Genomic DNA, 21015 nt, shown 5'->3' with positions numbered 1-21015 from the left:
CGATTATCCCTATCAAGCATTCTGTTGAATAATACATCACATAGACGAGGCGGCACGTGTTTGACCCAAAACGACCCCGCACCGTCAGCGAGTTTCTCTCAAAACTCGAAAAACTAAAGCCAACGTGAACTTTTGCGGACCCCGTGGTCCGCTTTTTTTTGCGTATAAAAAAGCCCGGCACTAAGCCAGGCTCCGTTTTTCTCCCTCTCCCTGTGGAAGAGGGCCGGGGTGAGGGCACCAGCCCGCACAAATCAAACCAACCGGTTTTTCGCGTCCGCAATCGCCTGCGCTACCTGCTTCGGCGAGACTCCACCTTTCGCCGCACGCTTATCCAGGCAGGATTGCAGGGCCAGAATCGGGTAGACATCCTCCTCAATAACCGCACTGAATTTCTGCAGGTCGGCAAGCGCCAGCTCTTCAAGGGCTTTACCCTGACGAATCGCTTCCACTACCGCTTCACCCACAATATGGTGCGCCTCGCGGAACGGTACGCCTTTCGCCACCAGGTAATCCGCCAGCTCAGTTGAGTTAGCATATCCCTGCTGCGCCGCTTCCTGACAGCGCGGACGTTTCACCTGAATACCGTCCAGCACCAGCGCGCCCATATGCAGACAGTCCAGCCAGGTGTCGAGCGCGTCGAACAGCCCCTCTTTGTCTTCCTGCATATCTTTGTTGTATGCCAGCGGCAGCCCTTTCAGGGTCATCATCATGCCGGTCAGCGCGCCCTGCACGCGGCCACACTTACCGCGGATCAGCTCCAGCGCATCCGGGTTTTTCTTTTGCGGCATCAGGGAGGAGCCGGATGTCACGCGGTCGGACAGCTCGACGAAGCCCGCTTCGCCAGAGTTAAAGAAGATCAGGTCTTCGGCAAAGCGCGACAGGTGCACCATCCCGATAGAGGCATTCGACAGCAGCTCCAGCACGTGGTCACGGTCAGAGACGCTGTCCAGGCTGTTGCGGGTGGCGGAAGCAAAACCCAGCCAGCCTGCCAGCTGCTCACGGTCGATTTCATAAGCCGTACCGGCCAGCGCGCCGCTGCCCAGCGGGCTGACGTCCAGACGCGTTAAGGTATCCTGTAAACGGCTCTCATCACGCGCCAGCATCTCAACGTAGGCCAGACACCAGTGCGCAAAGGTCACCGGCTGTGCGCGTTGCAGGTGGGTATAACCCGGCATCACCGCATCCTGATTGTTCTGCGCAGTGTCCACCAGCGCGCTCTGCAGCTGACGATTCGCCGCCAGCAGTTCGCCGACGGTCTCTTTACACCACAGCTTCAGGTCGGTCGCCACCTGGTCATTACGGCTACGCCCGGTATGGAGCTTTTTACCCAGCTGGCCGACTTTGTCGATCAGTTTGCCTTCCACCCAACTGTGAATATCTTCGGCATCGCTCTGGAGGATTTGCTGCGGATCCAGACGCACCTCTTCCAGCAGATTATTCAGCGCCTCTTCCAGCTGCTGCTGTTCCTCTGCGGTCAGCACGCCCACGGTCACCAGCGCTTTGGACCAGGCCACAGAGCCGACAATATCCTGTTCGGCCAGGCGGTAGTCGAAGCGCAAAGAGTCGTTGAACTGTTTGAACCGCTGATCCGCTGCCTGTGTAAAACGCCCACCCCAAAGTGCCATAACGAATTTCCTTAATGATGATATTTTTGCCCGGTGGCGCTGCGCTTACCGGGCCTACAAAATTCACGTAGGCCGGATAAGTGAAGCGCCATCCGGCACAGAATCTTAAGCCAGAATACGCGTACCAATCGGCGTACCGTTAAACAGCGCCGGGAGTTGCTCCGCGTGACGCCAGGAGGCGATATCCACCGGACGACCCAGCGTGCGCGCAGCATCCAGCGCCGCGTTCACCTTAACGATCATGCCGTCGGTGATAATGCCCTGATCGATCAGCTGTTCGGCTTTTGTGGCGGTCATTTCCGCTATACGCTGGCCTTTGCCGTCCAGAATGCCGCTCACGTCGGAGAGCAGGATCAGGTCTGCGCCCAGCGTGGCCGCCAGCGCCGTCGCCGCCTGGTCCGCATTGACGTTCATCAGCTCGCCCTCTTCGGTCACGCCGATTGAGCTCACCACCGGCAGAAAACCACCTTCCAGCAGGGTGTTAATCAGCTTAGGCGAACCTGGCTGCGCCAGTCCAACATGGCCAAGCGCTTCGTCGAGCTGGGTCACTTTCACGCTATCGCCATCGCCAAGACAGAGGCCAACGGACGCGATGTGGTGCTTCTTCGCCCACGCCAGCAGCGTTTTGTTCGCCGTCCCCGCCAGCGCACCAGTAATAATGTCAATCTGGTCGGCAGGCGTGACGCGCAGGCCATTTTTCTTAATCACCGGCAGGTTGAGCCCTTTCATCAGCTCGTCCACCACACAGCCGCCGCCGTGGACAATCACCAGCGGACGTTGATGTGATTCACGATAGTTCACCAGCGCGGTAAACAGGCGCTCCAGCGCTTCTTCGCTGTCCAGCAGTACACCACCGAGTTTGATAATTAATGGATTCATCATCACACCTTAAATAAGAGCCTGCGTTTCAGGGAAGCCGAAACGAATATTTGCACACTGCATTGCCTGTGCGGCAGCGCCTTTGAGTAAGTTATCTTCCGCGGCGACCACAATCAGGTGCTCGCCCTGCACGGCAAAGCCGATGTCGCAGAACGGCAGGCCGACCACGTTTTTCAGCGCTGGTACGCCTTTGTCATACAGACGCACCAGTGGTTTATTCGCATACGCCTGCGTGAAGACTTCGCTCACCTGGTCTTTGGTCACGCCCGGCTTCAGGCGACAGGTAATGGTTTCAAGGATCCCGCGCGGGAAGCTACCGAGGTGCGGGGTGAAGATCACCTCCGCGCCCAGATGGGTGGTGATTTCAGGGTGATGACGGTGATTAAACACGCCATACGGCTGAAGGCTCACTTCGCAGAAGCTGTTGGAGATCGCGGCCTTGCGCCCGGCGCCGCTCACGCCGCTGGTGGCGTTGATCACCGGCCACTGGTCAAGATCCAGCAGACCCGCGTCGATCAGCGGCTTAAGGGAGAGCTGCGCCGCCGTCGGGTAACAGCCAGGCACGGCAATCAGATTCGCTTCTTTCAGTTTATCTGCGCTCCACTCCGCCAGGCCGTACACCGCTTTTTCGAGCAGATCCGGGTGCTGATGGGTGAAACCGTAATATTTTTCGTAGAACGCGCTGTCGTTAACGCGAAACGCGCCGGAGAGATCGAAGACCACGCAACCGGCTGCCAGAAACTGCGGCGCCAGGTCGTGACTGACCTCGTGTGCGGTGGCTAAAAACACCACGTCAACGCCGTCGGTAAACTCGCTGATGTCAGACATGGCCTGCAAAGGCAAATCAACCACGCCCTTAAGTTGTGGATGCAAATCGGAAATTAACTTTCCGGCATCATTGCTTTGCGCTGACACGGTCAAAGCGGTTATGGTCATATGTGGGTGGCGATTCACGTAGCTTACAAGCTCTGCGCCCGCATAACCGCTAGCGCCTACAATCAGCGTATTCAACATCGGGTTCCTTTATGCTCAACGTTAATGTATTTTTATTCACATTTATTGCATGAATATTGATACTATCACGACCTAAGGTGTGTCAACAATGAAAATGAACTTACCGCCATTTATCGAGATTTACCGCGCCCTGATTGCCACACCGTCCATCAGCGCAACGGAAGAAGCGCTGGATCAGAGCAATGAGTCTTTAATCAATCTGCTGGCGGGTTGGTTTAGCGATCTTGGGTTTAACGTTGAGGTTCAGCCCGTCCCCGGAACACGTCACAAATTTAACCTGCTCGCCAGCACCGGACATGGCGCTGGCGGCCTGCTGCTGGCTGGTCACACTGACACCGTGCCGTTTGACGATGGCCGCTGGACCCGCGATCCGTTCACCCTGACAGAGCACGACAACAAGCTCTACGGTCTCGGCACGGCGGACATGAAAGGCTTCTTTGCTTTTATCCTCGACGCGCTGCGTGACGTGGACGTGACAACGCTGAAAAAGCCGCTCTACATTCTGGCGACCGCCGATGAAGAGACCAGCATGGCGGGCGCACGGTATTTCTCTGAAAACACGTCGATTCGCCCGGACTGCGCGATCATCGGTGAACCTACCTCTCTGCAACCGATTCGGGCGCACAAAGGCCATATTTCTACCGCAGTGCGCGTGCTGGGCCAGTCTGGTCACTCCAGCGATCCGGCGCGCGGCGTGAACGCCATTGAGCTGATGCATGACGCGATTGGCCGCATCATGACCCTGCGCGACGATCTGAAAGAGCGCTATCACTACGAGGCGTTCACCGTGCCGTATCCGACGCTGAATCTCGGCAGCCTGCACGGCGGTGATGCGTCCAACCGTATCTGCGCCTGCTGCGAACTGCATATGGATATCCGTCCTCTGCCGGGTATGACGCTGAGCGATCTGGATGGCTTACTGAACGAAGCGCTGGCCCCGGTCAGCGAGCGCTGGCCGGGACGTCTGACGGTCTCCGAACTGCATCCGCCGATTCCAGGCTACGAATGCCCGCCTGACCACCAGCTGGTTCAGGTGGTGGAAAAACTGCTCGGAGAGAAAACCGACGTGGTGAACTACTGCACCGAAGCGCCGTTTATTCAGACCCTGTGCCCGACGCTGGTTCTGGGCCCTGGCTCCATCAACCAGGCCCACCAGCCGGACGAATATCTCGAAACCCGCTTCATCAAGCCCACCCGCGAACTCATTACCCAGGTTGTGCATCACTTCTGCTGGCATTAAAACGGCCCCTCACCCTGCCCTCTCCCCAAAGGGGAGAGGGTGTTCAAGTTCCCTCTCCCCTTTGGGGAGAGGGTTAGGGTGAGGGGAGTAAATCCCGCGATCTCCGTCACATTCCCATAAGCATCTCTTATCTGACGCAATACGAATTAAATTTCGTAAATTGCCCGCATTTATTCATCTGCTGAACCGTTTTCGCAGCAATTGACGACGGGGGTTTTACGTGGCTTTATAAAGGGAGATGACAAAATAATGTCCAGAAAATTTTCGCCTGGGCATAAACAAAAATGATGGGGTGACTGGGTTTTTATGAACGAACAATATTCCGCGTTGCGTAGTAATGTCAGTATGCTCGGCAAAGTGCTTGGAGATACCATCAAAGATGCGTTGGGGGAGAACATCCTCGACCGTGTTGAAACCATCCGCAAGCTGTCCAAATCTTCCCGCGCCGGTAACGAGGCCAATCGTCAGGAGCTGCTCACCACCTTGCAGAACCTCTCTAATGATGAGCTACTGCCCGTTGCCCGCGCCTTCAGCCAGTTTCTGAACCTGGCAAACACCGCTGAGCAATACCACAGCATTTCGCCAAAAGGCGAAGCGGCCAGCAACCCGGAAGTCATTGCCCGCACCCTTCGTAAACTCAAAGACCAGCCCAACCTCAACGAAGCGACCATCAAAAAAGCGGTGGAATCCCTTTCGCTGGAGCTGGTGCTGACCGCACACCCAACCGAAATCACGCGTCGTACGCTGATCCACAAAATGGTGGAAGTGAACAACTGTCTGAAGCAGTTGGATAACAAAGACATTGCCGACTACGAACGTAACCAGCTTATGCGCCGCCTGCGCCAGCTGATTGCTCAGTCCTGGCACACCGATGAAATTCGTAAGCATCGCCCAAGCCCGGTCGACGAAGCCAAATGGGGCTTTGCGGTGGTGGAAAACAGCCTGTGGGAAGGGGTGCCAAACTACCTGCGCGAGCTGAACGAACAGCTGGAAGAAAATCTGGGCTATCGCCTGCCGGTCGACTTTGTGCCGGTTCGCTTCACTTCCTGGATGGGCGGCGACCGCGACGGCAACCCGAACGTGACGGCGGAAATCACCCGTCACGTCCTGTTGTTGAGCCGCTGGAAAGCAACCGACCTGTTCCTGAAAGATATTCAGGTGCTGATCTCCGAGCTGTCGATGGTAGAAGCGACGCCGGAACTGCGCGCGCTGGCCGGTGAAGAAGGTGCCAGTGAGCCGTACCGTTTCCTGATGAAAAAACTGCGCGGTCAGCTGATGGCCACGCAGGCCTGGCTGGAAGCGCGCCTGAAAGGCCAGCGCCTGCCGAAGCCGGAAGGTCTGCTGAGCCAGAACGAACAGCTCTGGGAACCGCTGTACGCCTGTTATAAATCGCTTCAGGCCTGCGGGATGGGCATCATTGCCAATGGCGAACTGCTCGACACCCTGCGCCGCGTGAAGTGTTTCGGCGTGCCGCTGGTGCGTATCGACGTCCGTCAGGAAAGCACCCGTCATACCGAAGCGCTGGGCGAGCTGACCCGCTATCTCGGCATTGGCGACTATGAAAGCTGGTCCGAAGCCGACAAACAGGCGTTCCTGATCCGCGAGCTGAACTCCAAGCGCCCGCTGCTGCCGCGCAATTGGGAGCCAAGCAATGACACCCGCGAAGTGCTCAACACCTGTAAAGCGATCGTGGATGCCCCGAAAGGATCGGTGGCCGCCTATGTGATCTCCATGGCGAAAACCCCGTCCGACGTGCTGGGCGTTCACCTTCTGCTGAAAGAAGCGGGCATCGACTACGCTCTGCCGGTAGCACCGCTGTTTGAGACTCTCGACGACCTGAACAACGCCAACGACGTGATGACCCAGTTGCTGAACATCGACTGGTATCGCGGCTTTATTCAGGGCAAGCAGATGGTGATGATTGGCTATTCCGACTCCGCGAAAGATGCGGGCGTGATGGCAGCCTCCTGGGCGCAGTATCAGGCGCAGGATGCGCTAATTAAAACCTGCGAAAAAGCCGGTATTGAACTGACCCTGTTCCACGGACGCGGCGGCTCCATTGGTCGTGGCGGTGCGCCTGCACACGCGGCGCTGCTCTCCCAACCACCAGGAAGCCTGAAAGGCGGACTGCGCGTGACCGAGCAGGGCGAGATGATCCGCTTCAAGTACGGCCTGCCGGAAGTGACCATCAGCAGCCTGTCGCTCTATACCAGTGCGATCCTGGAAGCCAACCTGCTGCCGCCGCCGGAGCCAAAAGAATCCTGGTGCCGGATTATGGACGAGCTGTCTGACATCTCCTGCGATCTGTATCGCGGCTACGTGCGTGAAAACAAAGACTTTGTGCCTTACTTCCGCTCAGCCACGCCTGAGCAGGAGCTGGGTAAACTGCCGCTCGGCTCGCGCCCGGCCAAGCGTCGTCCTACTGGCGGCGTTGAATCCCTGCGCGCCATTCCGTGGATCTTTGCCTGGACGCAAAACCGTCTGATGCTGCCAGCCTGGCTGGGTGCCGGTGCGGCGCTGCAAAAAGTGGTGGAAGACGGTAAGCAGAGCGAACTGGAAACCATGTGCCGCGACTGGCCATTCTTCTCTACCCGTCTGGGCATGCTGGAGATGGTCTTCTCGAAAGCCGACCTGTGGCTGGCGGAATACTACGATCAGCGTCTGGTGAAACCCGAGCTGTGGGCGCTGGGTAAAGAGCTACGCGAGCTGCTGGAAGGCGACATCAAAGTGGTGCTGGATATCGCTAACGACTCCCACCTGATGGAAGACCTGCCGTGGATTGCCGAGTCTATCCAACTGCGTAACATCTACACCGACCCGCTGAACGTTTTACAGGCTGAACTGCTGCACCGTTCGCGTCTGGCGGAAGAGGAAGGTAAAGAGCCGGATCCGCGCGTTGAACAGGCGCTGATGGTGACGATTGCGGGCGTTGCGGCGGGGATGCGTAACACCGGTTGATCGGTTTTGCCGGGTGGCGCTTACGCTTACCCGGCCTACAATAGGCTTTTCGTAGGCCCGGCAAGCGCCAGCGTCGCCGGGCAATACCCTGGTATCCACACCATGCACCACGATATCCCCCACATCCTGAATGACCTGATCAACGGCACCTTGCCGCTGCGTCAGGTGCATTTCCCCCCTTCGGCTAAACCGCTCCCCCGAACGTCACCTTGCCTCGTGCTTAGCTTTGATACGGCCTGCGAAGCGTTATTTTTTTCATCCGGTAATATTCCGCTTCAACCCGCCTTTTCGCTCAACATCAGCTTCGGCAAGCAACAACTGACTCTTCAGCTCGAGCGCGACAACACGCTTTTGCAACAGCAACAGGTTGCCAGACGCGGGCCGCGAGTGGGCGCATTCCTTTTGCAGACGCTCGCTGAATTGCAAATGCAGCCAGACGATCGGGAAACGGCCAGACTGGTGGTATTAAGTTTGCTCAGCCACTGTCGCGATCTGCTGGGCAGCGATATCCATACCGCCAGCCGCAGCCGTGCATTATTTGAAGCGATTCGTCACTACATCGAAGAACATCACGCCTCTGCACTGACCCGTGAATCGGTGGCGCAGGCGTTTTATATTTCACCGAACTACCTTTCTCATCTTTTTCAAAAAACAGGCAGCGTGGGGTTCAACGAATATCTTACGCAAACACGCCTCGAGCACGCGCGTCAGCTTCTTAAAGGCTACGAGTTCAAAATCAAAGATATCGCTGCAAGCTGCGGATTTACGGACAGTAACTACTTTTGCCGTCTCTTTCGCAAGCACACTGAACGTTCCCCTTCCGAATATCGACGCCAGTATCACAGCCAGCTGATCGCCAAAAAGTAGCATTGTGATCGCTCTCTCACTTCGCCAGGGACATTACATTTATCCAGTATTTGGCAAAATTGACCTGTATTCGCCGCGACTGGGTGCGCCGTATCCTTTATTCAACCTTTCTGACTTAAGGAAAAATAATGGAACTGTACCTGGATACCGCCAACGTGGCAGAAGTTGAACGCCTGGCGCGCATTTTTCCCATTGCGGGCGTGACCACCAACCCAAGCATCGTAGCCGCCAGCGGCGAATCTGTCTGGGAGGTGTTGCCGCGCCTGCAGCAGGCTATCGGCCCGGAGGGCAGGCTGTTTGCCCAAACCATGAGCCGCGACGCCGAAGGAATGGTGGCGGAAGCAAAACGGCTGAACAATGCCCTGCCGGACATCGTGGTAAAAATTCCCGTCACTGCACAGGGGCTCATCGCGATTAAAACGCTGAAGAAAGAGGGAATTACCACGCTGGGAACCGCCGTTTACAGCGCCGCTCAGGGGTTACTGGCCGCGCTGGCAGGAGCGAAATATGTCGCACCGTATGTAAACCGCGTCGATGCGCAGGGCGGTGACGGCATTCGCACGGTACAGGAACTGCAATCCCTGCTGGAACAGCATGCGCCAGAGAGCATGGTGCTGGCTGCCAGCTTTAAAACGCCGCGCCAGGCGCTGGATTGCCTGTTGGCAGGATGTGAGGCAATCACGCTTCCCTTAGACGTAGCGCAACAAATGCTCGGCACGCCAGCGGTAGAGTCAGCCATAGAGAAGTTCGAGCAGGACTGGAAAAACGCGTTTGGTAACCTCAACCTCTAAGGGAGAAATGTTATGGACCGTATCATTCAATCGCCGGGGAAGTACATCCAGGGCGCTGATGTTCTTACTCGTCTCGGCGACTACCTGAAGCCGCTGGCGACTCGCTGGCTGGTGGTAGGCGATAAATTTGTGCTGGGTTTTGCCGAAGAAACCCTGCGTCAGAGTTTTAAAAAAGCCGGACTCCATGCCGAAATTGCACCGTTTGGCGGCGAATGTTCGCAAAATGAAATCGATCGCCTGAAAAAACTGGCCGACAGTACCGACTGCCTGGCGGTGCTGGGTATCGGGGGCGGAAAAACGCTGGATACCGCCAAAGCGCTGGCGCACTTTATGGACGTGCCGGTGGCTATTGCCCCGACCATTGCCTCCACCGATGCGCCGTGCAGTGCCCTTTCCGTGATTTATACCGACAGCGGCGAGTTCGATCGCTACCTGATGCTGCCGCACAACCCGAACATGGTGATTGTCGATACTAGGGTGGTGGCGGGCGCACCTGCGCGCCTGCTGGCCGCCGGGATTGGCGATGCCCTGGCAACCTGGTTTGAAGCGCGCGCCTGTTCGCGTAGCGGCGCCACGACCATGGCGGGTGGCAAGTGCACGCAGGCAGCGTTAGCGCTGGCTGAGCTGTGCTACAACACGCTGGTTGAAGAGGGCGAGAAAGCGATGCTGGCGGCGGAACAACACGTGGTGACGCCTGCTCTGGAACGCATTATTGAAGCCAACACCTATCTGAGCGGCGTGGGCTTTGAAAGTGGCGGGCTGGCGGCGGCACACGCCATTCACAATGGCATGACGGCGGTGCCGGATGCGCACCATTTCTACCACGGTGAAAAAGTGGCATTTGGTACGCTGACGCAACTGGTACTGGAGAACGCGCCGGTAGAAGAAATCGAAACCGTTGCGGCGCTGTGCCATAGCGTCGGGCTGCCAATTACGCTGGCGCAGCTGAATATCAAAGAGGATATTCCGGCTAAAATGCGGCTGATCGCGGAGGCGTCCTGTGCCGAAGGGGAAACCATTCACAACATGCCTGGCGGCGTAACGCCGGATCAGGTCTATGCGGCGCTGCTGGTGGCGGACCAGTATGGACAGCGATTCTTGCAGGAGTGGGAGTAATAGAAAAGCCGGGTGGCGCTGCGCTTACCCGGCCTACATGGCACTTTAATTTGTAGGCCGGGTAAGGCGTAGCCGCCACCCGGCACAAGGGTTACTTCACGTCAAACCGATCCAAATCCATCACTCGCGCCCATGCGGCAACGAAGTCGCGGATGAACTTCTCTTGTGCATCGCTGCTGGCGTAAACTTCGGCCAGCGCGCGGAGGACAGCGTTGGAACCGAAGACCAGATCGGCGCGGGTGGCGGTATATTTCACTTCCCCGCTGGCGCGATCGCTACCGGCAAACAGCTCGTTTGAGTCGTCGGTCGCTTTCCACTGGGTGTTCATATCCAGCAGATTGACGAAGAAGTCGTTGCTCAGCACGCCCTCGCGGTTAGTAAACACGCCATTCTTGCTGCCATCGAAGTTTGCACCCAGTACGCGCAAACCGCCGATCAACACCGTCAGTTCCGGCGCGGTCAGGGTCAACTGCTGGGCTTTGTCGATCAGCAGCGACTCCGTGGTGGACACATCCACCTGCGCGCGATAGTTACGGAAACCGTCGGCAATCGGTTCGAGCAGGTTAAACATCTCGATATCCGTCTGATCCTGACGCGCATCCACACGACCTGGAGTGAACGGTACGTTGACGTAAACGCCTGCCGCTTTCGCCGCCTGCTCAACGCCCACGACACCCGCCAGCACAATGATATCGGCCAGTGACGCTTTGTTGGTGGTGCGCTGGATCGCTTCCAGAGCCGGTAATGCCCGCACCGCCGCGGCGTTAACGTCCCAGTCGCGCTGAGGTGCCAGCGCCAGACGCGCGCCGTTAGCGCCGCCACGCTTGTCGCCGCCGCGGAAGGTCGATGCCGACGCCCAGGCCACGGAAACCAGCTCGCTCACGGAGAGACCAGAGGCCGCGATTTCCGCTTTCAGGCTTTCAATATCTTCCTGCGTCGGATGGAACACCGGCTGAGGCAGCGGATCCTGCCAAATCAGATCTTCTTTCGGTACTTCCGGGCCGATGTACCGCGCTTTTGGCCCCATATCGCGGTGGGTCAGCTTGAACCACGCGCGCGCAAAGGCTTCGTTGAAGGCCTGCGGATCGTTCAGGAAACGACGGGAAATTTTCTCGAATTCCGGATCAAAACGCAGCGTCAGGTCGGTGACCAGCATGGTTGGCTTGCGTTTTTTCGACGGGTCGAACGGGTCAGGCATAATTTCCGGCGCATCCACGGCTTCAAACTGAATTGCGCCCGCCGGGCTACGCGTCTGCACCCATTCGTATTTGAACAGGTTCTCGAAGAAGTAGTTGCTCCACTGGGTTGGGGTTTGAGACCAGATAACTTCCAGCCCGGAGGTGATGGCGTCAGCGCCAATACCGGTGCCGTGCGTGCTGGCCCAGCCCAGGCCCTGCGCTTCAATAGGCGACGCTTCAGGGTCAGTGCCCACGTGCGTGGCTTCGCCTGCACCGTGCGTTTTACCGAGCGTATGGCCGCCTGCAATAAGCGCAACGGTCTCTTCGTCATTCATGCCCATGTTGCCAAAGGTAGCGCGGATCGCCGCCGCCGCAGACAGCGGTTCACCACTGGCGTTTGGCCCTTCCGGGTTAACGTAAATCAGGCCCATTTCTGTGGCGGCCAGCGGGCGCTTCGCCAGCGCTTCCGGGTCACGGTGAGTCAGCCAGGCTTTTTCATCGCCCCAGTTCACGTCCAGATCCGGTTCCCAGACGTCTTCACGCCCGGCACCGAAACCAAAGGTGCGGAAGCCGGAGTTCTCCAGCGCCACGTTACCCGCGAGGATAAACAGGTCGGCCCAGGAGATTTTTTGTCCGTATTTTTGCTTAATTGGCCACAGCAGACGGCGAGCCTTATCCAGGCTGACGTTGTCAGGCCAGGAGTTCAGCGGCGCAAAACGCTGCTGACCGCGACCGGCACCGCCGCGACCATCAACGGAGCGATAGGTACCCGCACCGTGCCAGGCCATACGGATAAACAGGCCCGCATAGCTGCCCCAGTCGGCAGGCCACCACGGTTGTGAGTCGGTTAACAGTGCTTTGAGATCGCCCTTAAGGGCGGAATAGTCGAGCTTACTGAATTCTTTACGGTAGTCGAAGTCTTCACCCAGAGGGTTTGAACGGCTGGAGTGTTGATTAAGTAAATCGATGCGGAGTTGTTTAGGCCACCACTCTTTGCTGCCGGTACCTGCACCCGCGCTGTGATCGACGCCGCCCTGGTGGAACGGACATTTGCCGGCGGATGCCGCGTTATTGGTCTCGTCTGACATGCTCATCGCTATGCTCCCTTTACAGTGTTACCGTTACGATATACACCACTAGCGATAAGAGATAGTTGAATTAATCCACAGATTCGATAGCTAATACCTTTTAACTTTCTGTTCGAGTAAAAAACCCTCACTTTATGAGGGTTTTTTACTTTATAACGCCGGGCGGACACCCAGCGTATGGCAAATGGCGTAACTCATCTCCGCGCGGTTAAGCGTATAGAAGTGGAAATCCTTCACCCCTTCACGGCTTAAAATCTTCACCATATCCATCGCGATATTGGCCCCCACCAGCTTGCGTGTTTCCGGGTCATCGTCCAAACCTTCGTACATTTTGGACATCCACAGCGGAATGCGCACGTTGGTCATATCCGCGAATTTCTTCGCCTGTTTGAAGTTCGAGACCGGCAGAATGCCAGGGATGATTTCGACATCAATACCCGCCGAGACGCAGCGGTCGCGAAAGCGTAAATAGCTTTCCACATCAAAGAAGAACTGAGTAATGGCGCGATTGGCACCTGCGTCCACCTTACGCTTCAGGTTGAGCAGATCCGCCTGGGCGCTTTTCGCTTCCGGGTGAACTTCCGGGTAAGCGGCAACGGAAATATCAAAGTCAGCAACGTCTTTAAGCAGGGCAACCAGATCGGTGGCGTACATGTCCGGCTTACCGCTCCCCGGCGGCAGGTCGCCGCGCAGGGCAACGATATGACGAATGCCGTTGTTCCAGTAGTCCTGAGCAATCGCGCGCAGTTCATCAGGGGTGGCGTCGATACAGGTGAGGTGCGGTGCCGCTTCCAGACCGGTTCTGTCTTTAATGCCCTTAATGATGCTGTGCGTGCGGTCTCGCTCACCGGAGTTGGCGCCGTAGGTCACGGAGACGAACTTCGGCTTCAGGCTGCTCAGGCGATCGATAGAGCTCCACAGGGTTTGCTCCATTTCACTGGTGCGCGGCGGGAAAAATTCAAAAGAGACGTTAATCTGGCCGTTTACTTCGGCCAGGCTCTGATTCAGGGCTTCCCGCTGGTTGGCGTGAAAAAAGCTCATACCTTACCTCTATCTTTCGCGTGTCATTGTTTGTTGTGTTGTGAACTTCTATACGTTTAGACGTCCAGATGTAAAAATGACGGAAAAGCGGGATGACGTCAACAGAAATAATCAACATTAACGGTGAGGTTTGTTCAGGGAAGATGAAGGGGATTCATGATGGGGGGTGAGAAGGCCCCTCACCCCAGCCCTCTCCCCAAAGGGGCGAGGGGGGAAAGACCGCACCGAGCAGTCCCCTCTCCCCTAAGGGGAGAGGGTTAGGGTGAGGGGTTACAGTAGCTTAGCCAGGCGATTAATGTCGGACTGAATGGCTCCGGCGGTCACATCGCGCCCCGCACCCGGGCCACGGATCACCAGCGGGTTATCGCGGTACCAGCGGCTTTCGATGGCGAAGACGTTATCGCACGGCAGCAGCGCCGCCAGCGGATGTTCAGGACGTACCGCCTCCACGCCCACGCGCGCTTTACCGTTCGCCTCGAAGCGCGCCACGTAACGCAGCACCAGGCCCATCTCGTTTGCCGCTTCCAGACGTTGCACCATCTGCTCGTTCAGCTCGTCGCCGTTCTCAAAGAAGTGATCGACAGATCCTTCCTCGCAGCCCGCAGGCACCAGAGACTCAACGCGTACCTGACCCGGCTCAATGTCGTAGCCCGCTTCACGCGCCAGGATCACCAGCTTGCGCATCACGTCTTTACCGGCAAGGTCGACGCGCGGATCCGGCTCGGTTAAGCCCTGCTGCCACGCCTGATCCACCAGGTCGGTGAACGGCACGGTACCGTCAAATTGCAGGAACAGCCAGGAGAGCGTGCCGGAGAAGATCCCGCTCAGCGCCAGAATGCTGTCGCCGCTATCAATCAGATCGCGCACGGTATGGTTAACCGGCAGACCTGCGCCAACGGTGGCGTTATACAGCCAGTGACGACCCGTTTTTTCGAACGCGTCGTGGATCTGGCGATATTTATCAGTGCTGCTCGCGCCTGCCAGCTTGTTGGCGCTGATGACGTGGAACCCGTGGCTGGCAAAATCCAGATACTGATCGGCCAGTTGCTCGCTGGCGGTAACGTCCAGCACCACCAGATCGTCGTACGGGTGCGCGCGCATCCACAGGAACAGCGACTCTTCGTCCTGCTCAACCGCTTCATCGTTAAAGAAGGCCAGCGCCCGACTGGCGTCCAGCCCTTCGTAGTTCAACAGGCTGCGGCGGCTGTCCACCACGCCTGCCAGAATAAACTCAAATCCGGTACGCGCCGAAAGCGTGACCTGCTCGCGGGCGAACAGCTCCAGCCAGCGGGAACCGATGTTCCCTTTCCCGAACAGTACCAGGCCGATGCGTTTTTCCGCACGGAACAGGGAGGTGTGCAGGCCCTGAATCAGGCTTTCGGTTGGCCCCTTGCGCAGAACGGCAACCAGGCTGATGCCCTCTTCCGACTGCCAGGTGAACTCCACCGGCTGCCCTTTCAGCTGCTGCCAGAAGCGGTGGCAGTGCAGCGGGTTACGGGTGACGCCCGCGCCCACCATTGCCACCAGCGCCAGTCCCTGACGCAGGCGAAGCTCGCCCGGCAGTCCCGCTTCATCCAGAATCTTCAGGGCGCTGTCCACCACTTCAGCGGTATAGCAGAACTGCAACAGCTGGCGATCGTTATGCACGCCAACGGCCAGCGGACGCACCTGGGCACGTTTCAGGATGGTGTCGATATCTTTGTGCGCCAGTTTGAAATCCTGGCCCGCAGGCACCTGGAACTCAATCAGGCAGATGTCATCGTGGCTGGTGACAATGCGCGCGCCCGTACCGGATGCCAGCACGCGCTCGATGCGAGTGGAACCCTGATCCGGCGTGTAGCTACAGCGTAGTTGCAGGTCGATGTCGCTGCCGGAAACCGGCTGTAGCGTGCGCGCGTGCAGCACTGGTGCCGCCAGACGCGCCAGCTCGCTCGCTTCGTCGAGACGCAGCAGCGGCAGCAGGCAGGCATCTTTTACTTTGCGCGGGTCCGCGCTGTAGACACCGGCCACGTCGCTCCAGATGGTGACGCGGGACACGCCCGCCAGGGCGCCAATCTGCGTTGCCGAGTAGTCAGAGCCGTTACGGCCCAGCAGTACGGTTTCACCTGCGTTGCTGCGACTGATAAAGCCGGTCACCACAATACGTTTACCCGGATGTTGCACCAGCAGCTGTTGCAGCAGCGGGTAGGACAACCCTTCGTCCACCTGCGGCTGTGCGGCGCGTTCGGCACGCAGGAAATCACGCGCGTCGAGCCAGGCGGCTTCCACGCCAAGATGTTGCAGCACGGCGGCCATCAGGCGCGCAGACCACACTTCACCATGGCCAACCACTTCCGCATACACCGCATCGGTAATGCCGCTGTCCAGCAGAGCTGCCAGACGCTCAAGGTCGTGAGTAAAGGCGCTTATCAGTCCGTCCGCCACGTCCGCAGGCAGCAAACCGGCAATCAGTTCACTCTGGTAACGACGTAAGGACTGTTGCACCTGATGCGCAGAGAGGCGATCGGTCTGGCTCAGTTTCAGCCAGCTAATCAGCTGGTTGGTGGTGCTGCCCGCCGCAGAGACAACCATCATGTCCCCCGGCTGTGAATACTCGGTCATGATCCCTGCGACACGCAGATAACATTTCACATCAGCAAGACTACTACCACCAAACTTGTGCAGCTGACGACCCTTCGCCCCTGCCTGCGCTATCACACTCATGATTACCCCTTGGCTGCGACCCGGAAGCCATTTTCCAGATCGGCAATTAAATCTTCAGAATCTTCAATACCGGTCGAGATACGCAGCAGCGTCTCGGAAATCCCGGCGGCGGCACGTGCTTCGGGTGCCATACCTGCGTGCGTCATGGTTGCGGCGTGGGAGATCAAGCTTTCAACTCCCCCTAAGGATTCCGCCAGCGTAAACAATGACAACCCGCTCAGGAAGCGACGCAGCGTTTGCTCGTCACCGTCCAGTTCAAAACTTAACATCGCGCCAAATCCTTTCTGTTGGCGCGCGGCAATCTCGTGCCCCTGGTTTTCCGGCAGCGACGGGTGATAAAGCTTCTTCACCAGCGGCTGGGTTTTCAGGAAATCCACGATCGCCTGGGCATTACGCTGCGCCACGTCCATACGCGGTGACAGGGTGCGGATACCACGCAGCAGCAAATAGCTGTCGAACGCGCCCGCGGTGACGCCAATGTTATTGGCCCACCATGCCAGTTCAGTGACAACATCAGGATCTTTGGCAATCACCACACCCGCTACCACGTCAGAATGGCCGTTCAGATATTTCGTGCATGAATGCAACACCAGATCGGCACCCAGTGCCAGTGGGTTCTGAAGGGCCGGACTGAGGAACGTATTATCCACTACACTTATCGCTCCCGCATCCCTTGCGAGCTGACAAATTTTCGCAATATCGACTACGCGCAACAATGGATTGCTTGGACTTTCCACCAGAACCAGCTTCGGCTGTTCGGCTAACGCCTGTTTCAGCGCCTGTTCGTCGTTTTGATCGATAAACAACACGCGGTAGCAGCCACGTTTCGCCAGGCTATCAAACAGACGATAGCTGCCGCCGTAGCAGTCGTGCGGCGCCACCAGCAGATCGCCAGGTTTCAGGAACACCGTGGTCACCAGATGAATGGCAGACATGCCGGTATTGGTTAATACCGCACCTGCGCCGCCTTCCAGTTCCGCCAGCGCGCGCTGGGTGACGTCACGCGTAGGATTGCCGCGACGCGAGTAGTCATGCGCGCGAGGTTCATTAAATCCGGTGAAATTATAGGTGCTGGAGAGATGAATTGGCGGGACAACGCAGCCGTACTGCTCGTCATCATTCAATCCGCTACGCACTGCGATGGTGGCCTGTTTACGCGTCATGGTGAGGCTTCCTGGCGAATGAGGTGAAAAGTCAGGCACCAGAGTAAACATTGAAAGTATGGACGTCAATACATCTGGACATCTAAACTTCTTTGCGTATAGATTGAGCAATGCGCAAATAGCCGTTAAAATTATATGCTTTAGGACACGCTACAGCGGCAATATCCGTGCCTCGGTATCGTCTCTACGGTAAACTACGAAAGATTACGGTTCAAAACTGATGGTTACCGGTTTTGCACCTTTAGATTAATGACTGAGAGGATTAAAGGTATCTCATGGCTGAATGGAGCGGCGAATATATCAGCCCATACGCTGAGCACGGTAAGAAGAGTGAGCAAGTCAAGAAAATCACGGTGTCCATTCCTCTGAAGGTGTTGAAGATCCTCACCGATGAACGTACGCGTCGTCAGGTGAACAACCTGCGTCACGCCACCAATAGCGAACTGCTGTGCGAAGCGTTCCTGCATGCGTTTACCGGCCAACCGTTGCCGAACGATGACGATCTGCGCAAAGAGCGCAGTGACGAAATTCCAGAAGAGGCGAAGGTGATCATGCGTGAACTGGGTATCGACCCGGATACGTGGGAATACTGATAAGCGGATACAAAAAAGGCACCTTGCGGTGCCTTTTTTTCGGGAAACTTATTTAGCGCCCGGGATGCTGAAACGCTTGTTGAAGCGGTCAACACGGCCACCGGTTGCAACATCACGCTGCTTACCAGTGTAGAACGGGTGGCATTTGCCGCACACGTCCAGGTTCAGATCGTGACCCACGGTAGAGCGGATCTGGATAGAGTTACCGCAAGAGCAGTTTGCAGTAATCATTTCGTATTTCGGGTGAATATCTTTTTTCATGGGAGAACCTCAGTTAAGGCCGCGTCGCTCTTCCAGCCCTAACGCCAGACACCACGCGATGTTGAATGTAAGTTCTTTGGCGTAAAGTACACCAAAGGCGGCGAATCATACAGAATTTAACCAACGTATGCAAACTGATCCGCACGCCGCTTTCACTAATGTGTATACTAACGCGCCACTTTTCAAGTCAGGAAGATTCGATGCCCGTCGCTCACGTTGCCCTGCCCGTTCCGCTTCCCCGCACCTTTGACTACCTGCTGCCCGACAGCATGAGCGCCAAAGCGGGCTGTCGCGTGACCGTGCCGTTCGGTAAACAGCAGCGCGTGGGGATCGTCGTCTCCGTCAGCGATAAAAGCGAGCTGCCGCTTACCGAGCTGAAATCGATCGTTGAAGTGCTGGATGATGAACCTGTTTACTCTCACAGCACCTGGCGACTGCTGCTGTGGGCGGCAGATTATTATCACCATCCTATTGGCGACGTATTGTTCCACGCCCTGCCGATTATGCTGCGTCAGGGTAAGCGCGCCAGCCATGCGCCAATGTGGTACTGGTTTGCCACCGAGCAGGGTCAGGCGGTCGACATTAACAGCCTGAAGCGCTCGCAAAAACAACAGCAGGCGTTGGCCGCGCTACGCCAGGGGAAAATCTGGCGCCATCAGGTCGACGAGCTCGAGGTGAGCGAAACCGCGTTGCAGGCATTAAGGAAGAAAGGGCTGAGCGAGCTGGCCAGCGAAGCACCTGCCCTTCACGACTGGCGCGACGGCTTTTCCGTCTCGGGCGATCGCCTGCGTCTGAATACCGAACAGGCCACCGCCGTGGGCGCGATTCACAGCGCCGCCGATCGTTTCTCCGCCTGGCTGCTGGCGGGCGTCACTGGCTCCGGTAAAACCGAAGTGTATCTGAGCGTATTGGAAAATGTGCTCGCGCAGGGTAAACAGGCGCTGGTAATGGTGCCGGAAATCGGCCTGACGCCGCAAACCATCGCCCGTTTCCGTGAACGCTTTAATGCGCCCGTTGAGGTTCTGCACTCCGGCCTGAACGACAGCGAGCGCCTCAGCGCCTGGCTGAAAGCGAAAAACGGCGAAGCGGCGATTGTGATTGGCACCCGTTCCTCACTCTTTACGCCGTTTAAAAATCTCGGCGTTATCGCGATCGATGAAGAGCATGACAGCTCCTATAAACAGCAGGAAGGCTGGCGCTATCACGCCCGCGACTTAGCCGTGTACCGCGCCCACAGCGAGCAAATCCCCATTATTCTGGGGTCCGCCACCCCCGCGCTTGAAACGCTGCACAACGTTCGCCAGCGTAAATACCACATGCTGCGCCTGACGCGCCGCGCGGGAAATGCCCGTCCGGCCATTCAGCATGTGCTGGATCTGAAAGGCCAGCAGGTGCAGGCCGGGTTAGCGCCTGCGCTGATTAACCGCATGCGCCAACATTTGCAGGCGGGCAACCAGGTGATCCTGTTCCTGAACCGCCGCGGCTTCGCGCCTGCGTTGCTGTGCCACGACTGCGGCTGGATTGCCGAGTGCCCGCGCTGCGATCACTACTACACCTTCCACCAGGCTCAGCGCCATTTACGCTGCCACCACTGCGACAGCCAGCGTCCGGTACCCCGTCAGTGCCCGTCCTGCGGCTCAACGCACATCGTGCCGGTGGGTCTGGGGACGGAGCAGCTCGAACAGGCGCTGGCGCCGTTCTTCCCTGATGTGCCCATTTCGCGTATCGACAGGGACACCACCAGCCGCAAAGGGGCACTGGAGCAGCAGCTGGCGGAAGTGCATCGCGGCGGCGCGCGCATCCTGATTGGCACTCAAATGCTGGCGAAAGGGCATCACTTCCCGGACGTGACGCTGGTCGCCCTGCTGGACGTCGACGGCGCGCTGTTCTCCGCGGATTTTCGCTCCGCCGAGCGTTTCGCACAGCTTTATACCCAGGTTGCTGGTCGCGCCGGTCGAGCGGGTAAGCAGGGCGAAGTAGTGCTGCAAACGCACCATCCTGAGCACCCGCTGCTGCAAACGCTGCTGCACAAAGGCTATGACGCCTTCGCCGACCAGGCGCTGGCCGAACGTCAGACGATGCAGCTTCCTCCGTGGACCAGCCACGTCATCATCCGTGCGGAAGATCATAACAACCAGCAGGCGCCGCTATTCCTGCAACAGCTGAGAAATCTCCTGCAGGCCAGCCCACTGGTGGATAATCAGCTGTGGATTTTAGGCCCGGTACCCGCGCTCGCCCCGAAACGCGGCGGCCGTTTCCGCTGGCAACTCTTACTTCAGCACCCTTCGCGTATCCGTTTACAGCAGATCGTCAGCGGCACGCTGGCGCTGATTAATACCCTGCCGGAAGCACGAAAAGTGAAGTGGGTTCTGGACGTCGATCCGATTGAAGGCTGAAGACGGATCGAAAAATTTAATGCGCCTCACACTTTTTATGAAAATTCTGTAACCGATTCCATTAACTATCTGTAAAAATGGTGCGGTCCGCAGTTCGGTGTT

At 57.5% G+C, this 21015-nt stretch carries 15 protein-coding genes; 7 read left to right on the top strand and 8 right to left on the bottom strand.

Going from position 1 to position 21015, the window contains the following annotated elements; genetic code table 11:
* Positions 1 to 251: 251 nt before the first annotated feature.
* From argH to argC, 3 genes are all read right to left on the bottom strand, one after another.
* Positions 252 to 1625, bottom strand: a complete 1374-nt coding sequence (argH, locus tag AC4OVS_RS22795; RefSeq protein WP_063850080.1) for an argininosuccinate lyase — start codon at positions 1623 to 1625, stop codon at positions 252 to 254.
* A 105-nt stretch (positions 1626 to 1730) separates the two neighbouring features.
* On the bottom strand, positions 1731 to 2507 hold the full coding sequence (gene argB, locus AC4OVS_RS22790) for an acetylglutamate kinase (protein ID WP_115504209.1): 777 nt from the start codon (positions 2505 to 2507) through the stop codon (positions 1731 to 1733).
* 6 nt (positions 2508 to 2513) lie between these two features.
* Entirely contained in the window at positions 2514 to 3518 is a 1005-nt protein-coding gene (argC, locus tag AC4OVS_RS22785) for an N-acetyl-gamma-glutamyl-phosphate reductase (protein ID WP_063135888.1), read from the bottom strand.
* A gap of 88 nt (positions 3519 to 3606) precedes the next feature.
* On the opposite strand from argC, the gene argE reads away from it, so the two are divergent.
* From argE to gldA, 5 genes are all read left to right on the top strand, one after another.
* Complete coding sequence (gene argE, locus AC4OVS_RS22780) at positions 3607 to 4758, top strand: acetylornithine deacetylase (RefSeq protein WP_015569956.1); 1152 nt, start codon at positions 3607 to 3609, stop codon at positions 4756 to 4758.
* A gap of 306 nt (positions 4759 to 5064) precedes the next feature.
* Entirely contained in the window at positions 5065 to 7716 is a 2652-nt protein-coding gene (gene ppc / locus AC4OVS_RS22775) for a phosphoenolpyruvate carboxylase (RefSeq protein WP_022649787.1), read from the top strand.
* Positions 7717 to 7818: 102 nt separating this feature from the next.
* Entirely contained in the window at positions 7819 to 8583 is a 765-nt protein-coding gene (locus AC4OVS_RS22770) for a helix-turn-helix transcriptional regulator (RefSeq protein WP_023298892.1), read from the top strand.
* A 128-nt stretch (positions 8584 to 8711) separates the two neighbouring features.
* Positions 8712 to 9374: a fructose-6-phosphate aldolase gene (gene fsa / locus AC4OVS_RS22765; RefSeq protein WP_038416924.1), complete on the top strand. Its 663-nt coding sequence runs from the start codon at positions 8712 to 8714 to the stop codon at positions 9372 to 9374.
* Positions 9375 to 9386: 12 nt separating this feature from the next.
* Positions 9387 to 10490, top strand: coding sequence for a bifunctional L-1,2-propanediol dehydrogenase/glycerol dehydrogenase (gene gldA / locus AC4OVS_RS22760; protein WP_046621342.1), 1104 nt, complete (start codon positions 9387 to 9389; stop codon positions 10488 to 10490).
* Between the two features lie 91 nt (positions 10491 to 10581).
* On the opposite strand, the gene katG is transcribed toward gldA, so the two are convergent.
* The 4 genes from katG to metB form a co-directional block, all read right to left on the bottom strand.
* Positions 10582 to 12762, bottom strand: coding sequence for a catalase/peroxidase HPI (gene katG, locus AC4OVS_RS22755; RefSeq protein WP_058677363.1), 2181 nt, complete (start codon positions 12760 to 12762; stop codon positions 10582 to 10584).
* 144 nt (positions 12763 to 12906) lie between these two features.
* A complete protein-coding gene (metF, locus tag AC4OVS_RS22750; protein ID WP_022649792.1) occupies positions 12907 to 13797 on the bottom strand; it encodes a methylenetetrahydrofolate reductase in 891 nt (296 codons plus the stop codon).
* Positions 13798 to 14067: 270 nt separating this feature from the next.
* Positions 14068 to 16500, bottom strand: coding sequence for a bifunctional aspartate kinase/homoserine dehydrogenase II (locus tag AC4OVS_RS22745; RefSeq protein WP_023298896.1), 2433 nt, complete (start codon positions 16498 to 16500; stop codon positions 14068 to 14070).
* Positions 16501 to 16502: 2 nt separating this feature from the next.
* Positions 16503 to 17663, bottom strand: coding sequence for a cystathionine gamma-synthase (metB, locus tag AC4OVS_RS22740; RefSeq protein ID WP_045623070.1), 1161 nt, complete (start codon positions 17661 to 17663; stop codon positions 16503 to 16505).
* A gap of 275 nt (positions 17664 to 17938) precedes the next feature.
* Between metB and metJ the strand changes: the two genes are divergently transcribed.
* The gene (gene metJ / locus AC4OVS_RS22735) at positions 17939 to 18256 is read left to right on the top strand and encodes a met regulon transcriptional regulator MetJ (RefSeq protein ID WP_006179183.1); all 318 of its coding nucleotides are present in this window, start codon (positions 17939 to 17941) and stop codon (positions 18254 to 18256) included.
* A 48-nt stretch (positions 18257 to 18304) separates the two neighbouring features.
* On the opposite strand, the gene rpmE is transcribed toward metJ, so the two are convergent.
* On the bottom strand, positions 18305 to 18517 hold the full coding sequence (rpmE, locus tag AC4OVS_RS22730) for a 50S ribosomal protein L31 (protein WP_003862040.1): 213 nt from the start codon (positions 18515 to 18517) through the stop codon (positions 18305 to 18307).
* A 200-nt stretch (positions 18518 to 18717) separates the two neighbouring features.
* Between rpmE and priA the strand changes: the two genes are divergently transcribed.
* The gene (gene priA, locus AC4OVS_RS22725) at positions 18718 to 20913 is read left to right on the top strand and encodes a primosomal protein N' (protein ID WP_491922735.1); all 2196 of its coding nucleotides are present in this window, start codon (positions 18718 to 18720) and stop codon (positions 20911 to 20913) included.
* The last annotated feature ends 102 nt before the right edge of the window (positions 20914 to 21015 follow it).

It is taken from the genome of Enterobacter sp. 4974935 (assembly GCF_058661735.1).
Note: the sequence above shows the minus strand (reverse complement) of the source record. Positions and strands in the feature narration are given on the sequence as shown.

Excerpts from the sequence above, each read along its gene's own strand:
- argH (WP_063850080.1), bottom strand. The coding sequence starts at position 1,625 with ATGGCACTTTGGGGTGGGCGTTTTACACAGGCAGCGGATCAGCGGTTC.
- argB (WP_115504209.1), bottom strand. The coding sequence starts at position 2,507 with ATGATGAATCCATTAATTATCAAACTCGGTGGTGTACTGCTGGACAGC.
- argC (WP_063135888.1), bottom strand. The coding sequence starts at position 3,518 with ATGTTGAATACGCTGATTGTAGGCGCTAGCGGTTATGCGGGCGCAGAG.
- argE (WP_015569956.1), top strand. The coding sequence starts at position 3,607 with ATGAAAATGAACTTACCGCCATTTATCGAGATTTACCGCGCCCTGATT.
- ppc (WP_022649787.1), top strand. The coding sequence starts at position 5,065 with ATGAACGAACAATATTCCGCGTTGCGTAGTAATGTCAGTATGCTCGGC.
- AC4OVS_RS22770 (WP_023298892.1), top strand. The coding sequence starts at position 7,819 with ATGCACCACGATATCCCCCACATCCTGAATGACCTGATCAACGGCACC.
- fsa (WP_038416924.1), top strand. The coding sequence starts at position 8,712 with ATGGAACTGTACCTGGATACCGCCAACGTGGCAGAAGTTGAACGCCTG.
- gldA (WP_046621342.1), top strand. The coding sequence starts at position 9,387 with ATGGACCGTATCATTCAATCGCCGGGGAAGTACATCCAGGGCGCTGAT.
- katG (WP_058677363.1), bottom strand. The coding sequence starts at position 12,762 with ATGAGCATGTCAGACGAGACCAATAACGCGGCATCCGCCGGCAAATGT.
- metF (WP_022649792.1), bottom strand. The coding sequence starts at position 13,797 with ATGAGCTTTTTTCACGCCAACCAGCGGGAAGCCCTGAATCAGAGCCTG.
- AC4OVS_RS22745 (WP_023298896.1), bottom strand. The coding sequence starts at position 16,500 with ATGAGTGTGATAGCGCAGGCAGGGGCGAAGGGTCGTCAGCTGCACAAG.
- metB (WP_045623070.1), bottom strand. The coding sequence starts at position 17,663 with ATGACGCGTAAACAGGCCACCATCGCAGTGCGTAGCGGATTGAATGAT.
- metJ (WP_006179183.1), top strand. The coding sequence starts at position 17,939 with ATGGCTGAATGGAGCGGCGAATATATCAGCCCATACGCTGAGCACGGT.
- rpmE (WP_003862040.1), bottom strand. The coding sequence starts at position 18,517 with ATGAAAAAAGATATTCACCCGAAATACGAAATGATTACTGCAAACTGC.
- priA (WP_491922735.1), top strand. The coding sequence starts at position 18,718 with ATGCCCGTCGCTCACGTTGCCCTGCCCGTTCCGCTTCCCCGCACCTTT.